This is a genomic window from Citrobacter sp. Cm046, from assembly GCF_030333065.1.
Taxonomy (GTDB): domain Bacteria; phylum Pseudomonadota; class Gammaproteobacteria; order Enterobacterales; family Enterobacteriaceae; genus Citrobacter; species Citrobacter murliniae.
This window is the reverse complement of the sequence record NZ_JAOWGP010000030.1, coordinates 118,389-140,002: the sequence shown is the minus strand read 5'-3', so window position 1 is coordinate 140,002 and position 21,614 is coordinate 118,389. Positions and strand designations below refer to the sequence as shown.

Annotated in this window: 18 protein-coding genes; 9 read left to right on the top strand and 9 right to left on the bottom strand. The window is 50.9% G+C overall.

Going from position 1 to position 21,614, the window contains the following annotated elements; genetic code table 11:
- The first annotated feature begins 113 nt into the window (after positions 1–113).
- Complete coding sequence (locus tag OGX98_RS02350) at positions 114–716, top strand: helix-turn-helix transcriptional regulator (protein ID WP_045448631.1); 603 nt, start codon at positions 114–116, stop codon at positions 714–716.
- Here the strand turns inward: OGX98_RS02350 and OGX98_RS02345 are convergent.
- On the bottom strand, positions 713–1,084 hold the full coding sequence (locus OGX98_RS02345) for a glycoside hydrolase family protein (protein ID WP_048223012.1): 372 nt from the start codon (positions 1,082–1,084) through the stop codon (positions 713–715). The two genes, OGX98_RS02350 and OGX98_RS02345, sit on opposite strands and share 4 nt — an antisense overlap.
- 90 nt (positions 1,085–1,174) lie before the next feature.
- Entirely contained in the window at positions 1,175–1,714 is a 540-nt protein-coding gene (locus tag OGX98_RS02340; RefSeq protein WP_286594773.1) for a GNAT family N-acetyltransferase, read from the bottom strand.
- Between the two features lie 176 nt (positions 1,715–1,890).
- On the opposite strand from OGX98_RS02340, the gene OGX98_RS02335 reads away from it, so the two are divergent.
- Positions 1,891–3,480 (top strand): STY4199 family HEPN domain-containing protein, encoded by a 1,590-nt coding sequence (locus OGX98_RS02335; protein WP_286594772.1) that lies wholly within the window; start codon positions 1,891–1,893, stop codon positions 3,478–3,480.
- Positions 3,481–3,518: 38 nt separating this feature from the next.
- On the opposite strand, the gene OGX98_RS02330 is transcribed toward OGX98_RS02335, so the two are convergent.
- The gene (locus OGX98_RS02330) at positions 3,519–5,168 is read right to left on the bottom strand and encodes an alpha,alpha-trehalase (protein WP_045448623.1); all 1,650 of its coding nucleotides are present in this window, start codon (positions 5,166–5,168) and stop codon (positions 3,519–3,521) included.
- Between the two features lie 425 nt (positions 5,169–5,593).
- On the opposite strand from OGX98_RS02330, the gene OGX98_RS02325 reads away from it, so the two are divergent.
- Both OGX98_RS02325 and OGX98_RS02320 read left to right on the top strand, forming a co-directional pair.
- Complete coding sequence (locus tag OGX98_RS02325) at positions 5,594–6,988, top strand: cytochrome-c peroxidase (protein WP_045448622.1); 1,395 nt, start codon at positions 5,594–5,596, stop codon at positions 6,986–6,988.
- 510 nt (positions 6,989–7,498) lie between these two features.
- Positions 7,499–8,056: a hypothetical protein gene (locus OGX98_RS02320; protein WP_136345375.1), complete on the top strand. Its 558-nt coding sequence runs from the start codon at positions 7,499–7,501 to the stop codon at positions 8,054–8,056.
- 139 nt (positions 8,057–8,195) lie between these two features.
- Here the strand turns inward: OGX98_RS02320 and gorA are convergent, their stop codons facing one another.
- A complete protein-coding gene (gene gorA, locus OGX98_RS02315) occupies positions 8,196–9,548 on the bottom strand; it encodes a glutathione-disulfide reductase (protein ID WP_200011338.1) in 1,353 nt (450 codons plus the stop codon).
- A 104-nt stretch (positions 9,549–9,652) separates the two neighbouring features.
- The gene (locus OGX98_RS02310; protein WP_045448618.1) at positions 9,653–10,495 is read right to left on the bottom strand and encodes a 23S rRNA (adenine(2030)-N(6))-methyltransferase RlmJ; all 843 of its coding nucleotides are present in this window, start codon (positions 10,493–10,495) and stop codon (positions 9,653–9,655) included.
- A gap of 295 nt (positions 10,496–10,790) precedes the next feature.
- Between OGX98_RS02310 and prlC the strand changes: the two genes are divergently transcribed.
- Positions 10,791–12,833, top strand: a complete 2,043-nt coding sequence (gene prlC, locus OGX98_RS02305; protein ID WP_286594771.1) for an oligopeptidase A — start codon at positions 10,791–10,793, stop codon at positions 12,831–12,833.
- A complete protein-coding gene (rsmJ, locus tag OGX98_RS02300) occupies positions 12,834–13,595 on the top strand; it encodes a 16S rRNA (guanine(1516)-N(2))-methyltransferase RsmJ (RefSeq protein ID WP_048222997.1) in 762 nt (253 codons plus the stop codon). It abuts the gene before it with no gap.
- 50 nt (positions 13,596–13,645) lie between these two features.
- Here the strand turns inward: rsmJ and OGX98_RS02295 are convergent, their stop codons facing one another.
- On the bottom strand, positions 13,646–14,845 hold the full coding sequence (locus tag OGX98_RS02295) for an NAD(P)/FAD-dependent oxidoreductase (RefSeq protein ID WP_286594770.1): 1,200 nt from the start codon (positions 14,843–14,845) through the stop codon (positions 13,646–13,648).
- Positions 14,846–15,075: 230 nt separating this feature from the next.
- On the opposite strand from OGX98_RS02295, the gene OGX98_RS02290 reads away from it, so the two are divergent.
- On the top strand, positions 15,076–15,579 hold the full coding sequence (locus OGX98_RS02290) for an RrF2 family transcriptional regulator (RefSeq protein WP_048222991.1): 504 nt from the start codon (positions 15,076–15,078) through the stop codon (positions 15,577–15,579).
- A gap of 87 nt (positions 15,580–15,666) precedes the next feature.
- Here OGX98_RS02290 and dtpB read toward each other — a convergent pair whose 3' ends face one another.
- Positions 15,667–17,139 (bottom strand): dipeptide/tripeptide permease DtpB, encoded by a 1,473-nt coding sequence (gene dtpB / locus OGX98_RS02285; protein ID WP_286594767.1) that lies wholly within the window; start codon positions 17,137–17,139, stop codon positions 15,667–15,669.
- Positions 17,140–17,421: 282 nt separating this feature from the next.
- Positions 17,422–17,859 carry a universal stress protein UspA gene (gene uspA / locus OGX98_RS02280; protein WP_003023368.1) on the bottom strand — a complete coding sequence of 146 codons (438 nt, stop codon included), beginning with the start codon at positions 17,857–17,859 and terminating at the stop codon, positions 17,422–17,424.
- Positions 17,860–18,252: 393 nt separating this feature from the next.
- On the opposite strand from uspA, the gene uspB reads away from it, so the two are divergent.
- Entirely contained in the window at positions 18,253–18,588 is a 336-nt protein-coding gene (uspB, locus tag OGX98_RS02275; RefSeq protein WP_003023371.1) for a universal stress protein UspB, read from the top strand.
- 72 nt (positions 18,589–18,660) lie between these two features.
- Here the strand turns inward: uspB and pitA are convergent, their stop codons facing one another.
- Entirely contained in the window at positions 18,661–20,160 is a 1,500-nt protein-coding gene (pitA, locus tag OGX98_RS02270) for an inorganic phosphate transporter PitA (protein WP_045448605.1), read from the bottom strand.
- A 229-nt stretch (positions 20,161–20,389) separates the two neighbouring features.
- Here pitA and OGX98_RS02265 point away from each other — a divergent pair, with 229 nt between their 5' ends.
- Entirely contained in the window at positions 20,390–21,583 is a 1,194-nt protein-coding gene (locus OGX98_RS02265) for a BaiN/RdsA family NAD(P)/FAD-dependent oxidoreductase (protein WP_045448603.1), read from the top strand.
- Positions 21,584–21,614 lie beyond the last annotated feature (31 nt).

The following is a 21,614-nucleotide window of genomic DNA, read 5'->3' as shown; positions in this document are numbered from 1 at the left end:
CCTATCCTGTCATCGGTAGAATGGCCTCTGCCAAATGGTGAGTTCTTATTTTACCCCGTAGGTAATACCCTTCGCGTGTTAAGGCTAATATCTTATTTGGACGGAGAGAAATAATGCAGGTAATAATGTTTGACAGGCAGTCAATATTTATTCATGGAATGAATGTAAGTTTACAACAACGTATTCCAGGAGTGGATGTTCAGGGTGTCAGTCAGGCAGATGACCTTTGGCGAAAACTGGAAGAAAATCCTGATGCGCTGGTGATGCTTGACGGCGATCTTGATGGCGAATTCTGCCGTGGAATACTGCAGCGAATAGCGGAGCTATTTTCGGCGGTAAAAGTGTTGATAACGGCAACAGATTGCCGAAAAAAATGGCTGCAGGAAGTCACTCAGTTAAACGTACTGGCGGTTGTCCCGCGCGATTCTGACGCGGAAACGTTCACGCTGGCGATCAACAGTGTAGCGATGGGTATGATGTTTTTACCCAGAGATTACTTAGCGGTATCAGAGAACGGTAACCAGAATATAAAAGCGTTAAGCGCACGTCAGCGAGAGATCCTGACTATGCTGGCAGCCGGAGAATCTAATAAACAAATTGGTCGGGCGTTAAATATCAGTACCGGGACGGTAAAAGCACATCTTGAATCGCTTTATCAGCGGCTGGAGGTAAAAAACCGTACTCAGGCAGCAATGATGTTAAACGAATCATACTAACGGGTACTTATTTCACAGTCAGAAAGTGTCTGGCTGTGAAAGATGAGCGACCCCATTTCTGAAGTACAAAATTGCTTCATCCCAATGCTGAGTATCCACGCAATAAGCGCTTCCTGCTGAAACAGATCGTTAAGTTGTGGCAACTTCGTCCGTATTAATGCCTCGCAGGCATACAAATCATCGAGCAGCAGTTTATCTGCCTGCATGACTGAAATAGGTTTATCGAAGTTTTCATCTGCAGTGATTTCATGCCCGTAACCAATGACCCATATACCCTTTTTGTCCTGATACTTTTCCAGTGACAGACCCTGCCATTGTTTAATAAATGCGATACAGGTCGGCGTAAAATGTGCTGAATGGAGCTGCATACCGATCTCTCTTCATGTAAAGATCATCATTCTAAAGAGAACTGCTCGCTATAGTAGTTGCCATTCAGCCGGTTTTTTCAGTAAAACGCCTTATGGCATTGGTGAGAGGTATTCACGCTTTAACAAGCCGAAAATCCAGTCGTCATGCCAGGTTTGATGCAGCCAGTAACTTTCGCGTAGCGTGCCTTCATGAATGAATCCCACCTTTTCCAGCACATGTCGTGAAGCATGGTTGCCTGCGGTGACGCAGGCCGTCAACCGGCGTAGGCCTCCAATTGTAAACGCGAAGTCGCAGATGGCACGCAGGGATTCTGTGCCATATCCTTTACCTTGTGCTTCTGGCGCGAACAAAAAACCGACTTCGGCACATTCATTGTTTTCATGAATATATCCAGTGACGCCAAGCGGTAACCCTGTGTCGTTGTCGCAAACCACCAGACATAGCCAGTGTGGGCTTCCTGGAGACCACTCGGGTAAGCGTGAGTTGAATACCGTCAGCACATATTCTTCAGTGCGTGCGTCGGAGACAAATCGCATCACATCAGGGTTTTGCTGTAATTTTAAAAAGAACGCCCAATCGCCTTGATCCAGTGGGCGACAGGTAAGACGTGATGTTTTTAATACCGGCACAGGCTTATCTCCTGAATAATTTTCAACGATTACGCGGTTATCACTGTAAAACGTATCTATTTGGTATATGAATATGTTTTAGTCTACAACGGCACACATCTGTGGAGTGCCGCTTTATAAAAAGATAAATAAATACATTGTGAAGTCGCATTTTCGCGGCTCTTTTAGGGATGATAATGACCAATAGCGCGTTACAGGCGACATGTACGCCATTTGAACACTGTTTGGGGATCATCCGCCAGGCATCGGTGGAAATCTTACTGCTGTTAGGCGTACACGTCGCTGAGGGCAAGGATCCACGCTGGTTTCTGGAGCAACTCGATCAGGCCCGGCTGAATTTAGGCGGTTGGGGGGTTGTGGCCAGACGGCTTCAGATGAATGATGCGCAACTGAGCCAGTTCACCCTGCGATTGCGCCATCTTCAACAGAATGTGCCTCAGTATGAAAGTGGTCAGGATGTCAGTGAAAATCAGCTGATTTCTGCGCTGCGCTTTGTGGCCTCCCTGGAACATTTGCGCCAGCAGCAGCCGCTGCTGAACTATCAAACCGAGTTTGACACAGGGAGTCAGGACGCACAGGTAAAGGCCCAGCGCCAGCTACGTGCAATAGAGTTAACGCTAAAATCCCTCGTCGCCCGGGTATGGCCGGATCAACACCCGCTAAACAGTTTCCTGAAACAGCATTTTGGCGCCGATCGTCTGCGCCGCTGGCTAAAGCTGGGTGAAGGGCGTGATGCGCTGGACGGTATGATGTTTAGCGAACTGGCGCTGATGGTTGTTGATAAGAAGCTGTTTGTTCGTCACTTTACCCAGATTTTTAATGATACTTCGGTGCTCACACTGTTTGTCGAACCGCGCTTAACGCTGCGTATGTTTCTGGATGACTGCCGTCAGGCACGAAACCGCGTTATCGCTCAGCAGCCGCTGACATCAGTACAATTGATGCTGTTAAATCACCAGTACGGGCAAATTACGCACCCTGTGCAGCGGGCGTTTGAAGAGCGGCGTATCCGTACTAATCCCTCGTCGTATCTGGAATCAGATGAGGACCTCGTCCGCCAGTTCTGGGAAACGGCAAGGCAAAAAGATGAGCAGGCCGGGGGAGATAAACAGGAAATCGCCGACAGTATCGATCCGCCGGATAAACGGGCAAAGCGTACGGCAGAAGAACGTGAACAGCTCATTTCGGGCATGCTGTGGGTTGCTGTTGGTGTGATGGTGCTGGTGATATCGCTGGGGGCATTCTGGCTCTTCAGTACACCTGCTCCGCTTGCGTCCGCCGGGAAGTCCGTTGAAATTGTGCAGGAAGAACCGCGGCGTGATGCGCCTTCCGCCCGGGAAACGGTGACCCGAATGGGGATCTCCTGGGATTCATTCAATATGCGGGCTGCCATCGATCGCAACGATACTCGCGTCACGTCACTGTTTTTGCAGGGCGGTATGGACTGGAAACTGGCATGGACGGAGCAGGCGTTCTCGACAGGCAATACCGATGTGCTGAAACTGCTGTTACGTTATCCCTCGCAGATGGATGAGGCTAAACCTTGTCAGCAGTTTATGAGTACGCTAAGCCACGCAATGTCGAATGGAGCATCCTTAACGTCGCTGCATAAAAGCTATTTAAAAAGTTTTTGCTCGGTACCGGACGTTGTCGCACGTCAACAATATAACGCCGAACAAGCTCAGTTGCGTGTGGCCGCAGAGCCAAGCGCAGAGAACAAAAAATGGCAGAAAATTCACGCAGCGCTTTATGATGCGATTAACTAACTGCCTGACAAGTATTGCATTATCAGGCAGTCAGGCGATTATGGTTCCCCATACAGGCCGATTAAGCGACGGACCACGCCATTGGTCCAGCCAAAGCCATCCTGTAACGGATATTCCCCGCCGCCGCCTTCTCGCGGCGTGCCGTCCGCGATGTGGTATTTCTCGATGAGTTTGTGATGCTCCTGGTAAAAAATATTAACTGTTTTCAGCCAGTTGCGGGCGATTTCATCCCCCAGGTGGTCATCACCATACAGTTTGAACCCCTGAATTGCCATCCACTGCAACGGCGCCCAGCCATTAGGTTTATCCCACTGCTCGCCGGTTTCATATTCCGTCGCCATAATTCCACCGGGTGTTAGCAGGCGGCTACGCACTGCGTTGGCGAGTCGGTCGGCTTGCTCATGGGTCGCCATACCTACATACAGTGGCACAATACTGGCTGCAGAAAAGAGAGCCATTTGTTCGCGGCGCCAGTCGTAATCACGATAACAGCCATTTTCATCGTCCCACAAATAGCGGTTCACGGCGGTACGGCGGTCACCCGCTTTTTGTCGGAACAACGCTTCGGTTTCTCGATCGCCTTTTAGCGCGGAAATATTGGCAATGGTACTTTCCAGCTTGTACAGGAATGCGTTCAGGTCAATAGGGATGAACTGGGTGGTGCGTATACTGGCAAGGCGACCTGCATCGCGAAGCCAGCGTGAGGAGTAATCCCAACCGGAGGCAGCGCCAGCACGCAGATCTCGGTAGACCTCATTGGGGGGACGACCTGAATGTTTGGCGGTCTCTACGTCTTCGAGCCAGGATTCATCGCGAGGAGTATCGCGATCGTCCCAGTAACGGTTGAGCAATGAACCGTCCGGCATTCTGATGACGTGGCGGTAGGCCTGGTTTAGTACCAGGGAGTCGGCACCATCCATCCAGAACGCATACTCCATTTTTAGGTGATCCAGGTAACGACGCGCACCGCGCACGCCATCCTCTTCAAACAATTCCACCATCAGCGCAAATACCGGCGGTTGAGAGCGACTCAGATAGTAAGTGCGATTACCGTTTGGGATGTGGCCATAGTTTTCAATCAACCAGGCAAAGTTATCCGCCATACACTTCAGAAGATCTTCCCGGCCGCTCTCCGCCAGGCCCAGCATGGTGAAGTAGGAGTCCCAATAGTAGGTTTCGCTAAACCGTCCGCCTGGCACAATATACGACTGTGGCAACGCCAGCAGCGAAGACCAGGGAATGTGATCCTGCGGCTCGCGCGTTAGTACTGGCCACAGTTGGTCGATATGCTCTTTCAGCGAGCTATCCGGGTCGGAAACGTATTCACTGGAGGGCGTTTCCGGTAGCCAGAAATGGTTCTCGACGAAGCGTTTCAGATCAAAGTCACGATGTCGTCTGACTTTGCGATAGCGGATAAGAATATCCAGCGGATCCATTTTGGGCGCGCAGTCGGGGAATGTTTTACTGTCGGCAAACAGTTTTGACGACTGGACGTGCTCAAACAGTTCAAGGTAGCGATCGGCTGGCGTCAGGGCATCAGAGGCGGGTAGCCCTTCAATCATCTCTGGCTCGGGCTCTGCCTCAATCATTTCATCCAGCTTTAACTCGCACGGATCCATTTCATAAAGCAGATCGACATCGATCGTGAGTTCTTCTGAAGGGGCGTGGGATAGTTTCTGGTTGAGCATAATGAGAAAGACCTCCGGTGGATGTGGAAAGGGTAAGGCTATTGCCCGGCTGTCTGTTAAGCGTAGACATTCGCTTCGGTATTTGATGGATAAAGCGTGCGCTCAATCACACTTTTATGGTTTTCAGGAATCAATGAATAAATGTATCTCAATGATAACAATGGGTAATTTTTAATTATGCGAAAATGGATATATTTCATTTTCGGAACATTCGATTGCAACGATATGTGAACAGAAATACGTAGTGGCTCCTGCTTATAATAGGCACAGGCTATTCTATTGATAGTTCTGCTCCATGTAATTGATTGATACTTATCAAAATAATATCCCCCTCATTTCCTATGATGGTCAGGTCTGACAAAGACTGCGCATTAATTATTTTAATTTTCTGGGTCACAATAACTCACAACGGTGAGGGTAAAATAATGAAAATCATTACCCGTCTTACCGCGATTGCTATAGCAGGCATCGTGATCGGTTATTTTGGATTATCCGGTTATGTGTGGTACCACGATAATCAACGAAGTAAACAGGCTGATGTTCAGGCCTCTACACTGGAAGCCAATAATAAAGTTTTAGGTTTTTTACGCGAAAAAGGATGCGATTATTGCCACACGCCTTCGGCAGAATTGCCTTTTTATTCTTCTTTTCCTGTCGCTAAACAGTTGATGAATTACGACATCCAACTGGGATATAAATCTTTCAATCTTGAAGCTGTTCGTGCTGCGCTGGTCGCGGATAAACCTGTCTCTCAAAGCGATCTGAATAAAATCGAATGGGTAATGCAGTATGACACCATGCCGCCGACGCGCTACACCGCGCTGCACTGGGCCGGTAAGGTGAGTGATGCGGAGCGCGAAGAGATCCTTGGCTGGATCGCGAAACAACGTGAGCAGTACTACGCCAGTCGTGATACCGCACCTCAACATCGTAATGAACCTGTTCAGCCGATACCGGAAAGCATCCCGACTGACGCCCAAAAAGTGGCCCTTGGATTTACGCTTTATCATGATCCGCGTATATCCGGAGACAGTACGATCTCTTGTGCCCACTGCCATGCCCTGAATGCGGGCGGCGTGGATGGCAGAAAAACGTCAATTGGTGTGGGTGGTGCAGTCGGTCCTATTAATGCGCCGACGGTATTTAACTCGGTCTTTAACGTTGAACAATTCTGGGATGGTCGTGCGCCGACATTGCAGGCTCAGGCGGGCGGTCCACCGTTGAACCCGATTGAAATGGCATCGAAATCCTGGGATGAAATTATCCAGAAACTGGATAAAGATCCGCTGCTGAAACAAGAGTTTACCGCGGTCTACCCCCAGGGATTCAGCGGCGATAATATTACCGATGCCATTGCTGAGTTTGAGAAAACGCTGATTACGCCAAATTCGCCATTCGATAAGTGGCTACGCGGTGATGAAGCGGCGTTAACTGCCCAGCAAAAGCATGGTTATCAGTTGTTTAAGGATAACAAGTGCGCGACCTGTCATGGCGGTATTATTCTGGGTGGACGTTCATTTGAACCATTGGGTTTGAAAAAGGACTTTAATTTCGGTGAAGTGACAGCCGCTGATATTGGCCGTATGAATGTTACCAATGAATTACGTGACAAACTGCGCCAGAAAGTACCGGGATTGCGTAACGTTGCACTGACGGCACCTTATTTCCACCGGGGTGATGTTCCAACGCTCGATGGTGCTGTCAAACTGATGCTGCGCTATCAGGTTGGCAAAGAACTCCCGCAGGAAGATATCGACGATATCGTTGCGTTCCTTGAAAGCCTTAACGGGGTTTATACGCCGTATATGCAGAGTAAGTAGTCAATACAATGCCGGATGGCGGCTGATGCCCTATCCGGCCTACTGATTGCCGTGACTTTTAGGCCTGGTAAGCGTAACGCCGACGCATGTCACTGTTACTATTCGACGGTCAGTAGGGGAACGAATTCATCTCTGGCGACTGCCAACTCGACGACACTTCAACAAGCCTACCATCTCATACATCAATAAAACTGTATATTTTTCGGTTCATCTTCAATACTCTCGGCCCCGAATTATTTGTAACACTTATTTTAAACGATGAAGACGTACAGAAATAAGAAAAAATACCGCTACGTCGGATTATATGTATTTGTTTATAAATTGTTATTTGTTGTCTTTTTATACCATGATCTGATTATTATATAGCTTATATTTGGGGTGGAAGATATCCTGTAATATATAAAAGCGTTTCATTTTTATTACTTATAATTTTTTATCGTTACCAGATTACGGTAGTTGCGAAATAGTTCTCAAGTCTGTAGTTGACGGCTTTTTTATAGGATGTTCAAAATGAAGGCTGTATATATTATTTCAGATAATCAGTATTTCGCGCTTGGTGCTGCTGCGTTAATAAAGCATCAGCAAGCAATCATTGTTTCTCCTGAGGAACTGCTAAATCAGAACCCAGGGATCAATAGTGGCGATTGCTATATTTTCGTCCGGAACAGGGTGTTGCATCGCCGTCTGTGCTGTTATTTGAAGCAGACGAACTGCAACCTTATTTTTTTTCTGCCCGGTTTGCGTTACCGCAGTGGAACGAAATTGTTGCCCTGTTTCTGGCCCGCCAGAATATCAGCGAAAAGTTTTCGTGAGCGATCGGCGCAGGTTGCCAGATATTTCAGCAGGAGTTGCCCGGAAAATACTACGCTGTCAGGTCGTGCGCGTATGAGCATGGCTGCGGCGGGGCTGGAGCGTTATATGCGCTGGGTTAGAGCACGTAGTATTTCACACCAGGCCGCTCACAGTCATCACCGGGCTCTTATTAAAACTGTAGGCATCGAGAACGTAAGCATTCACACTTTATTTCTTTCAGAATACATTGCGGCCAGTCATATCGCCTTGTCATGACTGACGGAAAATGGATCTTTCAAATGTGAATGGCCCAATTATTCTGGGGGCTTACATATACACACTATTCAGTAAGGAAAACTGGCCTTTTACAACCAGTTTTCCGGATCTGAGAACATGTATAGCTGCGTTTTCAATATTAACGCATCGTGACAAACTCTTCCGCTGCGGTCGGGTGTATTGCAACGGTATTGTCGAAGTCTTTCTTGGTTGCGCCCATTTTCAGTGCGACCGCGAAGCCCTGCAACATTTCATCCATACCAAAGCCGATGCCGTGGATACCGACAATCTTCTCTTCCGGCCCTACACAAACCAGCTTCATACGGCACGGCTGACGATGAGTTGTCACCGCGGTGTACATCGCGGTAAACGATGATTTATACACTTTTACCTGGTCATCGCCATGCTGTTCGCGAGCCTGCTGTTCGGTCAAGCCTACAGTACCAATCGGCGGGTGGCTGAAGACCACGGTCGGGATGTTGCTGTAGTCCAGATGTTCGTCCGGTTTGTTGTTAAACAGACGTTCGGACAGACGGCGACCTGCGGCAACGGCAACAGGTGTCAGTTCAACGGCACCCGTGTTATCACCGACAGCGTAAATGCCTTTTACGTTAGTATTCTGGAATTTATCAACGACGATATAACCTTTTTCATTGGTTTTCACGCCCGTTGCCGCCAGGTTTAAATTATCGGTTGCCGGTTCGCGACCGATTGCCCAAATCAGACAATCCACAGTTTCGCTGCGACCATCTTCTAGCTCCAGGGTCAGGCTGCCGTCTGCGTTTTTAACCACTGCTTTCGGGATGGCATGCGTATGCAGAGTCGGGCCTTCGGCGTTCATCACTTCAACCAGGGTTTCAACAATCATCGGGTCAAAACTGCGCAACGGCGCATGTTTACGCACGAACAGGTGTGTTTCTGCACCCAGGCCGTTAATCACGCCAGCCAGCTCAACGGCGATGTAACCCGCACCGACAACCGCAACGCGCTTCGGCAGGGCTGGCAGTTCAAAGAAGCCATCTGAATCAATGCCGTATTCCACACCGGGAATATTCGGGTGGCTCGGGCGACCACCGGTTGCAATCAAAATATGGTCGGCAGTGATGGTTTCACCGTTTACTTCAATGGTTTTAGCATCAACGAAGCGGGCGAAGCCTTTGATCACATCAACGTTATTTTTACCCAGCACGTTGTCGTAAGAGGTGTGAATACGGTCGATATAAGCGGTGCGGCTGGCGATCAGTTTGTCCCAGTCGAATTTGTTGATGGTGGTATCGAAACCGTAGTCCGGGCCATACATATGGATCGCTTCCCGGATTTGAGCAGCATGCCACATCACTTTCTTCGGTACACAGCCAACGTTGACGCAGGTGCCGCCCAGTTCTTTGGCTTCAATCAATGCGCATTTTTGGCCGTACATTGCCGCGCGGTTAATGGAGGCAATTCCGCCGCTGCCGCCGCCGATAGCGATGTAATCATAGTGTTTGGTCATGACCGCTCCTTCATGTTCATTGTAGGGCGGAGAAGCGTTTCGCCATCCGCCAAAATATTCGCGATTGTATACCTGAAATCGAAAGGTTCCACCGATGGCTGCGATTACTCCGGCACGATCCAGCTTACCGAAGTATGCCCGGTTCCTGCCGGAACCAGTTTGCTGTGCAGCCACGGTAGCACGCTGTTCATCTGCTGCTCCAGCTTCCACGGCGGGTTAATCACAATCATGCCGGAAGCCGTCATACCGCGCCGATCGCTGTCCGGGAGAACCGCCAGTTCAATCTGCAGGATGCGGCGGATGCCGGTGGCTTCCAGATCGTGCACCATACGCTTGATTTGCTGGCGCAGGACCACTGGATACCACAGTGCATAGGTGCCGGTTGCGAAACGCTTATAGCCTTCATTGATGCCGGTAACCACGGCCTGATAGTCGGTTTTAATTTCGTACGGTGGATCGATAAGGATCAACCCGCGACGGGACACCGGCGGTAATTTTGCCTTTAACTGCTGGTAGCCGTCAGCTTTGGCTACGCGGGCACGCTCGTCTTTCTGGAATTCGGAGCGCAGCAGCGGAAAATCACTCGGGTGCAGTTCAGTTAATTGCAGGCTGTCTTGTTCGCGCAGCAACTGGCGGGCAATCAGCGGAGATCCTGGGTAATAGCGCAACTGACCGCTACGGTTGAAATGTTGCACGACGGAAATATAGGGTTCGAGTTCAGCCGGGAGGGAGTCCTGTTGCCAGATACGGGCGATGCCTTCCAGATACTCGCCGGTACGCTCGGCATGTTCACCGCTCAGCTGATAACGGCCAGCGCCAGCATGGGTGTCCAGATAGAGAAACGGTTTTTCTTTCTCTTTGAGTGACTCGATGATCAGACTCTGAACCGTGTGTTTAAGGACGTCGGCGTGGTTGCCAGCGTGATAGCTATGGCGATAACTGAGCATGGGTAAACGTATTCCAGGTAATATAATAAACGATTTGCCACAGTTTACAGTAGAACGGTACAGATTACCCGCAGGCCCGATCGCTAAGCGCCAGCGGGCGTTTTTCCGCCACGCCCGGCATTGAAATCCTCTACACTTAACCCCATTCTACTGAGTATTACGCGCCGGAAGGCGGCTGACGCCTTATCCGGTCTACAAATGGTGATACCTGTAGGTCGGATAAGATGCTTTGGCGTCGTCATCCCGCGAAAACGCCTGAGCGTTTCGTTTCCTTTTTTTAACCAGGACTGTGCATATGACAAATCCATTACTGACGCCCTTCGAACTGCCGCCGTTTTCCAAAATTCAGCCTGAGCATGTTGTGCCTGCAGTGACTAAGGCACTGAATGATTGCCGTGAAAACGTTGAGCGAGTGGTTGCGCAGGGTGCACCGTACACCTGGGAAAATCTCTGCCAAAAACTGGCGGAAGTGGACGATGTACTGGGGCGTATCTTCTCTCCGGTAAGCCATCTGAACTCGGTGAAAAACAGCCCGGAACTGCGTGAAGCCTACGAACAGACGCTACCACTGTTGTCCGAATACAGCACCTGGGTTGGGCAACACGAAGGTCTGTACAAAGCGTACCGTGATTTGCGAGATGGCGCTCATTACGCCTCTCTGAATTCTGCACAGAAAAAAGCTGTCGATAACGCGCTGCGTGATTTCGAGCTTTCTGGTATCGGTTTACCGAAGGAAAAACAGCAGCGTTATGGCGAAATAGCCACGCGTCTGTCTGAGTTGGGCAACCAGTACAGCAACAACGTTCTCGACGCCACCATGGGCTGGACGAAACTTGTTACCGACGAAACAGCGCTGGCAGGAATGCCTGAAAGTGCGCTGGCTGCCGCGAAAGCGCAGGCAGAAGCCAAAGAGCAGGAAGGATATTTGCTGACGCTGGATATCCCGAGCTACCTGCCGGTGATGACCTACTGTGACAACCAGGGGTTGCGCGAAGAGATGTACCGCGCCTATGTAACCCGCGCTTCTGACCAGGGGCCAAATGCGGGTAAATGGGACAACAGCCCGATCATGGAAGAGATCCTCGCGTTGCGTCACGAGTTGGCTCAACTGTTGGGTTTTGACAGCTACGCCTATAAATCACTCGCCACCAAAATGGCGGAAAACCCGCAGCAGGTGCTCGACTTCCTGACAGATCTCGCGAAACGCGCGCGTCCCCAGGGTGAAAAAGAGCTGGCCCAGTTGCGTGCTTTTGCCAAAGCTGAATTTGGCGTTGATGAGCTGCAACCGTGGGATATCGCGTACTACAGCGAGAAGCAAAAGCAGCACCTTTACAGCATCAGCGATGAGCAACTGCGCCCGTACTTCCCGGAAAACAAAGCCGTTAACGGCCTGTTCGAGGTGGTTAAGCGCATTTACGGCATTACCGCTAAAGAGCGCACAGACGTCGATGTTTGGCATCCGGAAGTGCGCTTCTTTGAACTGTATGACGAAAACAATGAGCTACGCGGCAGCTTCTATCTTGATCTCTACGCGCGTGAAAACAAACGTGGCGGGGCGTGGATGGACGACTGCGTTGGCCAGATGCGTAAAACCGACGGCACGCTGCAAAAACCGGTCGCTTACCTGACCTGTAACTTCAACCGTCCGGTTAATGGCAAACCGGCGCTGTTTACTCACGATGAAGTGATTACCCTGTTCCACGAGTTCGGTCACGGCTTGCACCATATGCTGACCCGCATCGAAACCGCAGGTGTTTCCGGTATTAACGGTGTGCCGTGGGATGCGGTCGAACTGCCGAGCCAGTTTATGGAAAACTGGTGCTGGGAGCCGGAAGCGCTGGCGTTTATCTCCGGCCATTATGAAACCGGCGAACCGCTGCCGAAAGAGCTGCTGGATAAAATGCTGGCGGCGAAAAACTACCAGGCAGCGTTGTTCATTCTGCGCCAACTGGAGTTCGGTTTGTTCGATTTCCGCCTGCACGCCGAGTTTAATCCGCAGCAAGGGGCGAAAATTCTCGAAACCCTGGCAGAGATCAAAAAGCAGGTTGCCGTTGTTCCGGGGCCTGCCTGGGGTCGTTTCCCGCACGCCTTCAGTCATATTTTCGCGGGTGGTTATGCGGCGGGCTACTACAGCTATCTGTGGGCAGACGTGCTGGCAGCAGATGCTTTCTCTCGTTTTGAAGAGGAGGGGATCTTCAACCGTGAAACCGGTCAGTCGTTCCTCGATAATATTCTGACTCGTGGCGGCTCTGAAGAACCGATGGAGCTGTTCAAACGCTTCCGTGGCCGCGAGCCGGAGCTGGATGCGATGCTTGAACACTATGGTATTAAAGCGTAAGTGAAGATCTGCTTAATTGATGAGACGGGCGCCGGAAACGGCGCCTTATCTGTTCTGGCTACCCGCTGGGGACTGGAGCAGGATGAAGACAATCTGATGGCGCTGGTGATGACGACGTCGCATCTGGAGCTGCGCAAACGTGATGAGCCAAAACTTGGCGGCATCTTCGTGGATTTTGTCGGTGGGGCGATGGCCCATCGGCGCAAATTTGGCGGGGGACGCGGCGAAGCGGTGGCAAAGGCGGTCGGCATTAAAGGTGATTATTTGCCGGATGTGGTGGATGCCACGGCGGGGCTGGGACGTGATGCTTTTGTGCTGGCATCTGTTGGCTGTCGTGTGCGGATGCTGGAGCGCAATCCGGTTGTTGCGGCGCTGCTCGACGATGGTCTGACGCGTGGCTATGCCGATGCTGAGATTGGTCCATGGCTGCAGGAACGGTTGCAGTTGATCCACGCATCCAGTCTGACGGCGCTAACCGATATCACTCCACGTCCACAGGTGGTGTATCTTGACCCGATGTTCCCGCATAAGCAGAAAAGCGCGCTGGTCAAAAAAGAGATGCGCGTGTTTCAGTCGCTGGTGGGCCCGGATTTAGACGCTGATGGCCTGCTGGAGCCTGCTCGCCAGCTTGCCACCAAACGCGTGGTGGTGAAGCGCCCGGATTACGCCCCACCGCTTGCAGATATCGCAACTCCCAACGCAGTGGTGACCAAAGGACACCGGTTTGATATTTACGCCGGAACGCCGTCAATTCATGGTTAAGTAGCGTGTAGAGGCCGGATAAGGTTGTTAGCCGCATCCGGCAATTCCGATTACACAAACGGTGCCAGCGGATCGGCTATCTCAAACGCGACCGCTTTATCAGCCTTCGGCGGATAAATCAGCTCGCTGACGATCGACAGTTTTAACTTCTTCGCCTCTGCGCGGGTCAGTTTCACTTGCTGATCCCAACCTTCGGTATACACCGCACCCCATGCGCCAAGATCCAGGCAGGTGACGTAGTTTTCCTGGCGGTACGGCAGCGGCGGCACGTCGAGCAGGCTTGCTGCGGCATTGTTACCGGCAAATTTGCCCAGCAGAATGGCATGCTGACAGGTCATTAAGGCATGATTGCCTTTGTCATCGGTGGCGGCGTACGCCACATCGCCAGTGGCATAAATATCGTCATGTCCCACCACCTGCAAATTTGCATTTACGTGCAGACGACCCTGGCGATCGCGCGGGGCGTCAATTTGCGCCGTCAAACCGTTTGCCTGCACACCGACCGTCCAGATAACGGTGTGTGAACCGATAGTTTGCCCGTCTTTCAGTGTGACACCAGAAGCATCCACACTTTCGACTTCTGCATTTACCAGCCACTCTACACCCAGCTCAGCGGAGGCTTCAGCAATCACATCGCGCAACGCTTTGCTCCAGCGTGCGCCTGGTTGTGCGCCTCGTTCAACTACGACAACTCTGGTCTTAGCATCAGCACCAAGAATTTCTCGCAGACGGCCAGGTAACTCCAGCGCCATTTCGATGCCGGTAAAACCGCCGCCGCACACTACTACGGTATTGCGTGCCTCACTTTCTGGCTGATGTGCCAGATCATTCAGGTGTTGCTCCAGTACGGCTGCGCTTTCCAGCTGGTCGAGGTCAAAAGCGTGCTGAGCCGCTCCAGCGACCATTGAACGGTTTACCTGGCTGCCACTTGCCAGAATCAATCGGTCGTAGCCGAGCAGTTGCGTGTTGCCAGCCGCATCTGTCCAGCTCACCTCTTTTGATTGCACAAGCAACTGAGATACTGTGCCGCTGAGGAATTTTACGCCAGTTACGTCAAACAGCGGTTGCAGAGGTGCGACCAGCGTCTGGACGTTGTTTTCATAAAAACGGGGGCGAATACGCAGCTCTGGCTGGGGTGCAATAACTGTTATATCAATGGATTGCTGGTGTTTATCTGCCAGGCGCGCGGCACTCAGCGCTGCCCACATACCGGCAAAGCCGGCGCCTACGATCAGAATTTGTTTACGCATTCGGTTTTCTCACTGGTCATCACGATTTATTTACTCGGATTTTATTGGTCGTAGTTATTAAATGCAATGCGATTTGCAAAATATGAAGGGGACAAGGTACTTAAATGCAACTATTCATTTGATATTTATGTTATTTATTTTTTAGTTTCAGCGCGTGTGTACGCGGTCTATGGCAAGATTCAGTTGAAAAAGCTACAATAACTCAGATTAATTTTGGCTGAGATAAGATAATGGCATTCTACAGTTCCGGGGTTGAGTACGGCATTCATAGCCTGATGTGTATGGTCGACAGTAGAGGCGACGCGCGGGATATGAGCGTTCGGGAAATTGCTGAATTGCAAAGTGTGCCGTATGACTATCTGGCCAAGATATTTACCCGTCTGTCGAAAGCGGGCCTGGTGCGCAGTATCGAGGGTAAGGGCGGCGGTTTTCAGCTCGCCAAACCAGCTGAACATATTACGGTGCTGGATGTGGTAAACGCGATTGATGGCGATAAGCGCATTTTTGAATGCCGTGAAATACGCCAAAGACTGGCGGTATTTGACGAGCAACCGCCAGAGTGGGCATGTGAAGGGATCTGCGGTGTGCGTTCAGTGATGGATATGGCTCAGCAGCGGATGGAAGAAGCGCTCGGCCAGCACACAATTCTGGATTTGGCCCGCAAGATGTACCGCAAAGCGCCGGACACTTTTGTCATTGAAGTGCAGGAGTGGATTGACGCGCGCAAAGGATAACGGTTGGAAATGCCCGATAGCGAAAGGTGTATCGGGCATGTTGAATACAGGCCGGATCAAGCGATAGCCGCCATCCGGCACTGAGTATTATTGTTCGGTGCTTGGCGTATTAATCATCCGGTTCAACCACGGCACCATAATCGCCATCACCACTGTGACTGCCAGCGTTACCAGACCGATATTACTGAACACGTTGGTGTAGATAGGTAATGTCTGTAACGGGTCGGTGATGTTTTCCGGTACTGCGGTGAACGTCGCAACGTAACCCCCCATCAGGAAGGCTGCTGCCTGCGTCAGGAACCACATCCCAAGAATAAAGCCCATCAGATGCTGCGGCACCAGTGCGGCGACCATTGCCAGTCCCAGGGCGCTAATCAGCAACTCACCCAGGCTCTGGAACAGGTACACCAGTACGATAAACCACGGCGATGTCAGGCCCTGTGCATCAGCAAACCACATGCCGGCGGCGGCGGCGGTCAGGAATCCCAGTGAGCACAAGAACATACCGAGAGTAAACTTCATCGGCATGGTCAGGTCTTTGCCTTTGTTACCCAGACGGGTATAAATCGCTGCCAGTACCGGGCTGGCAAGAACGACCCAGAACGGGTTCAGCGCCTGGAAGCTAACCGGGTTGATGGCGAATCCCAGGATTTCGTGGTGTACGTTATTGATGGCAAAGAAGTTCAGTGACGTCGGCATCTGCGCATACAGAACGTAGAACACCACCGCTTCCAACATCAGAATAAAGGCCACAAACATCTTGTTGCGTCCGGTTTTATCCAGTTTGAATGCCTGGCGGAAGAAGATAATAGTCACAACAATCGACAGAACGATCAGTACCAGGTTAGCGATTTTAACGTTGTGCATCAGCCACGCGCAGATAAACACCATTACCACTGTACAGGCCAGCACATAGAGCAGGTTGCGGAATACCAGCGGCTTATGGTCTGGCTCAGAACCAATGTCTTTCACCATCCCGCGGCAGGCAAAGTAGACCAGCAGCGCGACGATAAGTCCGGCACCACACAGGTTATAGGTAACGGCGTAACCAAACTTATCGGCAATTACCGGTGCCAGCGACAGCGACAGCAACGAACCGATGTTAATCGACATATAAAACAGGGTGAAGGCGCCGTCCAGTCGGGCATCTTTTGGTGGATAGCATTTTGACAGCAAACTTGCCGGGTTAGCTTTAAACAGCCCGTTGCCTACGGCAATAGTACCCAGCGCGATAAAGATCAGATCGGGTTTGAGTAGTGACATCCCGGTCATGAAGTAGCCAATTGCCAGCACAATAGCACCAAGAACCAGCGTGCGTTTTGTCCCTAACAGGTGGTCGCCGACATAGCCGCCAATGGAGATTAGGCCATACACCAATGCGGCAAACGCACCGAAGGTGATAAACGCCTGTTCCTGGGAGAACCCGAGTTGCTTAACAAAAAAAACCGCCAGGATGCCCTGAACGCCGTAATAGCCAAATCGTTCCCATAATTCTACAAAAAAGATCATGAAGAACGGACGAGGTTGCTGCAGCAAGCCCGTAGGTGCACTTGTATTCATATTCCTTCGCCTTTCAAAGCCATCCCGAAAAGTATGAACGCGTATGCTAAAACGCGCCGAAAAAGTCTTATTTTGTTATAGACTGCGGAGATTAGCCGCGAGAGTAGATTATTATAGAGATAGTTTTCGATCCAATTAGTTGATCACACTAATTATGATTTATTTGTTGGGTTGATGTACTGATAAGTGCCGAAGGGATAAAAACAAAAACGCCCGCAGAGGCGGGCGCTTACAGGCGTAAATGTTTGCAGCAGGCCGGGTTACTTCCCGGCGGCAAGCATTTTATGCTTCTTCGTCGTCACGCAGCGGAACAATCAACATGTCGACGTGAACGGTGTTGATCAGTTGACGTGCGGAGGACATCAGCTTGCTCCAGAAATCCTGGTGATGACCACAAACGACCAGGTCCATGTCGTATTTTTTAATGGCATCAACCAGAACCTGACCCAGGTCGCCGCTACCGCTCAGGGTTTCGGTGATAGGGTAGCCAGCATTGGTGGACAGCTCGGTTAACGCGTGATGAGTTTCTTCAGAAATACGTTTCTGCATATCACCCAGATTCACGTCGATTAACCCGGTGTACAGATCGGAATAGTTTACGTCAACGTGGATAAGGGAGACTTTTGCATTGTAAGGCCGCGCCATAGAGACCGCTTTTTCAACCAGAACTTTACTTTCCGGAGAAAGATCAACCGCGATAAGAATGTGTTTATAAGCCATAGTGTTACTCCTTCCATAAGTTGTCGATGACTAGCCTTCTGGCGTTCATTTGCCGCCGCGTCATCCGCGTCCTGCGAACGTTGTGCGCGGGGCTAGCCCAGTCGTAAAGACGTACCATTTAAGGACTATCCTTACATTATAGCGACCGGGATAATCCGTCAATCCGCCTTGATTGCCAATTAGTTAAACAAATTTTTCAGCTAATTGCATTGATAGTGATTAACCTTCTGGCAAAAAAATTAACTAATCTCCTACACTATCTAGAGAGGCCTTCGGATACGAGATACAAACACGAGCGGTTTCGGTAGCACTCTTCACTGAATGGTTTGGCAGGGTATCGGGTAGCGGTAGCCCCGGAGAGGAGTTCCGTGGGCGGGTCGCCGGGGAGGGGATATGATAAGCACCATTGCATTATTCTGGGCTTTATGTGTCGTTTGCATTGTTAATATGGCGCGCTATTTTTCTTCGCTGCGCGCACTGTTAGTCGTACTTCGTGGTTGCGATCCATTGCTCTACCAGTATGTAGATGGAGGCGGCTTTTTTACCTCGCATGGGCAACCCAATAAGCAGATGCGGCTGGTGTGGTATATCTACGCGCAGCGCTACCGTGATCATCATGATGATGAATTTATACGCCGCTGTGAGCGGGTTCGCGGTCAGTTCATTCTCACCAGCGCGTTATGCGGCCTGGTATTAATCAGTATGGTTGCGTTGATAATCTGGCACTAAGCCACGTCACTCTACGGCAGATATAAAAAAAGCGGGTCAGTTTCCTGGCCCGCTTTTTTACTGTGCATTCGCTTAGATAAGCTTCAGGGAGAGCCAGTACAGCACCCCAGAAAGAATAATCGCTGCAGGCAGGGTAAAGACCCAGGCCATCAGAATGCTGGTCACTGTTTTACGCTGTAAGCCGCCACCGTCAACAACCATCGTACCCGCAACAGAAGAGGAGAGAACGTGGGTGGTGGAAACAGGCATACCGGTATAACTGGCGAGACCGATAGAGACAGCGGCGGTCATCTGCGCCGACATCCCCTGAGCATAGGTCATGCCTTTCTTACCAATTTTCTCACCGATAGTGGTCGCCACACGACGCCAGCCAATCATCGTACCGCAGCCCAGAGCCAGAGCAACGGCCATAATGATCCAGATAGGCGCATACTCGATGGTGCTCAGCATGTCGGTTTTCAGTTTCTTCAGCAGACGCTGGTCGTCAGCGCTTACGCCAGGCAGCTTAACCACTTTATCGGTGGTATCGGAGATGCACAGCATAATGCGGCGCAGTTGTCCGCGCTGCTCAACGCTTAACTTGTCGTAAGTTTCCAGATTCGCCAGCATACCTTTTGCACGCTCAAGCGCGTTGATGGTATTTGCCGGGTGGCAATGGAACTCGTTAGCTTGCGTTGGCACGCCAGCTTCCGGCGACGGAATGAGCTGATCTACGCCAGTGGCTTGCTTCAGCAGATCAGGACGCTGCTGGAAGAAGGTTTCGACGTTATTGATAGCATCGCGGGTACGAGTAATTTCGTAACCGGAGGCGTTCATATTCACTACGAAACCTGCAGGCGCTACGCCAATCAGTACCAGCATCACCAGACCAATGCCTTTCTGTCCGTCGTTCGCGCCATGAGAGAACGCCACGCCGATAGCAGAGAGGATCAGTGCGATACGCGTCCAGAAAGGTGGTTTTTTCTTACCGTCTTTCTTTTCACGTTCCGCTGGTGTCAGGTGGATACGAGCACGTTTTTTAGTACCGCTCCAGTAACGACGCAGAATGAAAATGAGGCCGCCTGCAACCACCAGGCCGACAATCGGCGAGACGATAAGCGAGGCAAAGATACCGATAACTTTCGGGATGTTAAGTGCGTCCACCACCGAAGTGCCGTTCATCAGCGCATTGGTTAAACCAATACCGATGATCGCGCCAATCAGCGTGTGGGAGCTGGATGCTGGCAAACCAAAGTACCAGGTACCGAGGTTCCAGATAATTGCCGCCAGTAGCATAGAGAACACCATGGCGAGGCCATGTGAGGAACCCATGTTGAGCAGCAGATCCGTTGGCAGCATATGCACGATGGCATAAGCTACGCTGAGACCACCCAGCAAAACACCAAAGAAGTTGAATACCGCAGCCATGATAACCGCCAATTGCGAACGCATTGCACGGGTATAGATCACGGTTGCGACAGCATTTGCTGTGTCATGGAAGCCGTTAATTGCTTCGTAGAACAGCACAAAAGCCAGAGCAAGCAATAGTAAAAGCCCGGTATGTAAATCCAGGCCAGCAAACAAATGTAGCATAGGACGTTACGCCATTTTGAGGACATGAACGCGGCGCATTATCAGTGACTTTGGCGGCGCGGGCAAAGTGAAATATAGAGTTTTTTTGATATATCTCCTGCTTTGTTTTACACCACTAAAGAATTATCCTATAGAATTCAGATAAATACCTATTATTGATAGTTTGGTGCTGGTGCGACCACTGAGGAATCTTTACAATTCACGCCCGCTTTTTAGAGAGGATCGCAACGTGGAAAGGTTTGATACCGTTATTATAGGCGCTGGCGCAGCGGGTATGTTCTGTGCCGCGCAGGCAGGACAAGCAGGTAGTCGCGTACTGCTGATTGATAATGGTAAAAAGCCTGGGCGCAAGATCCTCATGTCTGGCGGGGGGCGCTGTAACTTTACCAATCTTTATGTGGAGCCGGCGGCTTATTTGAGTCAAAACCCGCATTTTTGCAAATCAGCGCTGGCTCGCTATACGCAATGGGATTTTATCGATCTGGTCGGCAAACACGGCATTGCCTGGCATGAAAAAACGCTCGGTCAGTTGTTCTGCGACGACTCTGCTCAGCAAATTGTCGATATGCTGGTGACAGAATGCGAAAAAGGTAACGTTACAATGCGGTTACGTAGCGAAGTCCTGAGCGTAGCGCGTGATGATGACGGCTTCCAGATTTTGCTGAACGGCATGACGGTCAGTGCGAAAAAGCTGGTTATTGCGAGCGGAGGGCTATCCATGCCGGGTCTTGGCGCTTCGCCGTTTGGTTATAAAATTGCTGAACAGTTCGGTCTGAACGTGCTGCCGACGCGTGCAGGTTTGGTGCCTTTTACGCTGCACAAGCCGCTGTTGGAGCAGCTTCAGGTGCTCTCTGGCGTGTCTGTACCTTCCGTTATCACCGCTGAAGACGGCACTGTGTTTCGTGAAAACCTGCTCTTTACGCACCGTGGCCTTTCAGGTCCGGCGGTTTTACAGATTTCCAGTTTCTGGCAGCCAGGTGAATTTGTCAGCATTAATTTGTTGCCCGATGTAGACCTTGAGGCTTTCCTCGACGAACAGCGTAGCGCACACCCTAATCAGAGCCTGAAGAACACACTGGCGATGCAGTTGCCCAAACGTCTGGTCGAGTGTTTGCAGCAGTTAGGGCAACTTCCGGATGTGACGCTGAAACAGCTTAACGTGCGCGATCAGCAGGCACTGGTGGAAACCCTGACCGAATGGCGCGTGCAGCCAAACGGCACAGAAGGGTATCGTACGGCGGAAGTCACGCTGGGCGGCGTGGATACCAATGAGCTGTCATCACGTACGATGGAAGCGCGTAAAGTACCAGGTCTCTATTTTATCGGTGAAGTGATGGACGTCACTGGTTGGCTGGGCGGGTATAACTTCCAGTGGGCATGGTCGAGCGCCTGGGCGTGTGCGCAGGATTTGGCGTCTGCGTGAATGTGATGCCCGATAACCTGAGTTACCGGGC

Bases quoted from the DNA above. Each gene is read 5' to 3' on its own strand.
- pitA (WP_045448605.1), bottom strand. From the start codon at position 20,160: ATGCTACATTTGTTTGCTGGCCTGGATTTACATACCGGGCTTTTACTA.
- OGX98_RS02335 (WP_286594772.1), top strand. From the start codon at position 1,891: ATGACCAATAGCGCGTTACAGGCGACATGTACGCCATTTGAACACTGT.
- gorA (WP_200011338.1), bottom strand. From the start codon at position 9,548: ATGACCAAACACTATGATTACATCGCTATCGGCGGCGGCAGCGGCGGA.
- dtpB (WP_286594767.1), bottom strand. From the start codon at position 17,139: ATGAATACAAGTGCACCTACGGGCTTGCTGCAGCAACCTCGTCCGTTC.
- OGX98_RS02310 (WP_045448618.1), bottom strand. From the start codon at position 10,495: ATGCTCAGTTATCGCCATAGCTATCACGCTGGCAACCACGCCGACGTC.
- prlC (WP_286594771.1), top strand. From the start codon at position 10,791: ATGACAAATCCATTACTGACGCCCTTCGAACTGCCGCCGTTTTCCAAA.
- OGX98_RS02320 (WP_136345375.1), top strand. From the start codon at position 7,499: ATGAAGGCTGTATATATTATTTCAGATAATCAGTATTTCGCGCTTGGT.
- OGX98_RS02290 (WP_048222991.1), top strand. From the start codon at position 15,076: ATGGCATTCTACAGTTCCGGGGTTGAGTACGGCATTCATAGCCTGATG.
- OGX98_RS02350 (WP_045448631.1), top strand. From the start codon at position 114: ATGCAGGTAATAATGTTTGACAGGCAGTCAATATTTATTCATGGAATG.
- OGX98_RS02345 (WP_048223012.1), bottom strand. From the start codon at position 1,084: ATGCAGCTCCATTCAGCACATTTTACGCCGACCTGTATCGCATTTATT.
- uspA (WP_003023368.1), bottom strand. From the start codon at position 17,859: ATGGCTTATAAACACATTCTTATCGCGGTTGATCTTTCTCCGGAAAGT.
- OGX98_RS02295 (WP_286594770.1), bottom strand. From the start codon at position 14,845: ATGCGTAAACAAATTCTGATCGTAGGCGCCGGCTTTGCCGGTATGTGG.
- uspB (WP_003023371.1), top strand. From the start codon at position 18,253: ATGATAAGCACCATTGCATTATTCTGGGCTTTATGTGTCGTTTGCATT.
- OGX98_RS02330 (WP_045448623.1), bottom strand. From the start codon at position 5,168: ATGCTCAACCAGAAACTATCCCACGCCCCTTCAGAAGAACTCACGATC.
- OGX98_RS02325 (WP_045448622.1), top strand. From the start codon at position 5,594: ATGAAAATCATTACCCGTCTTACCGCGATTGCTATAGCAGGCATCGTG.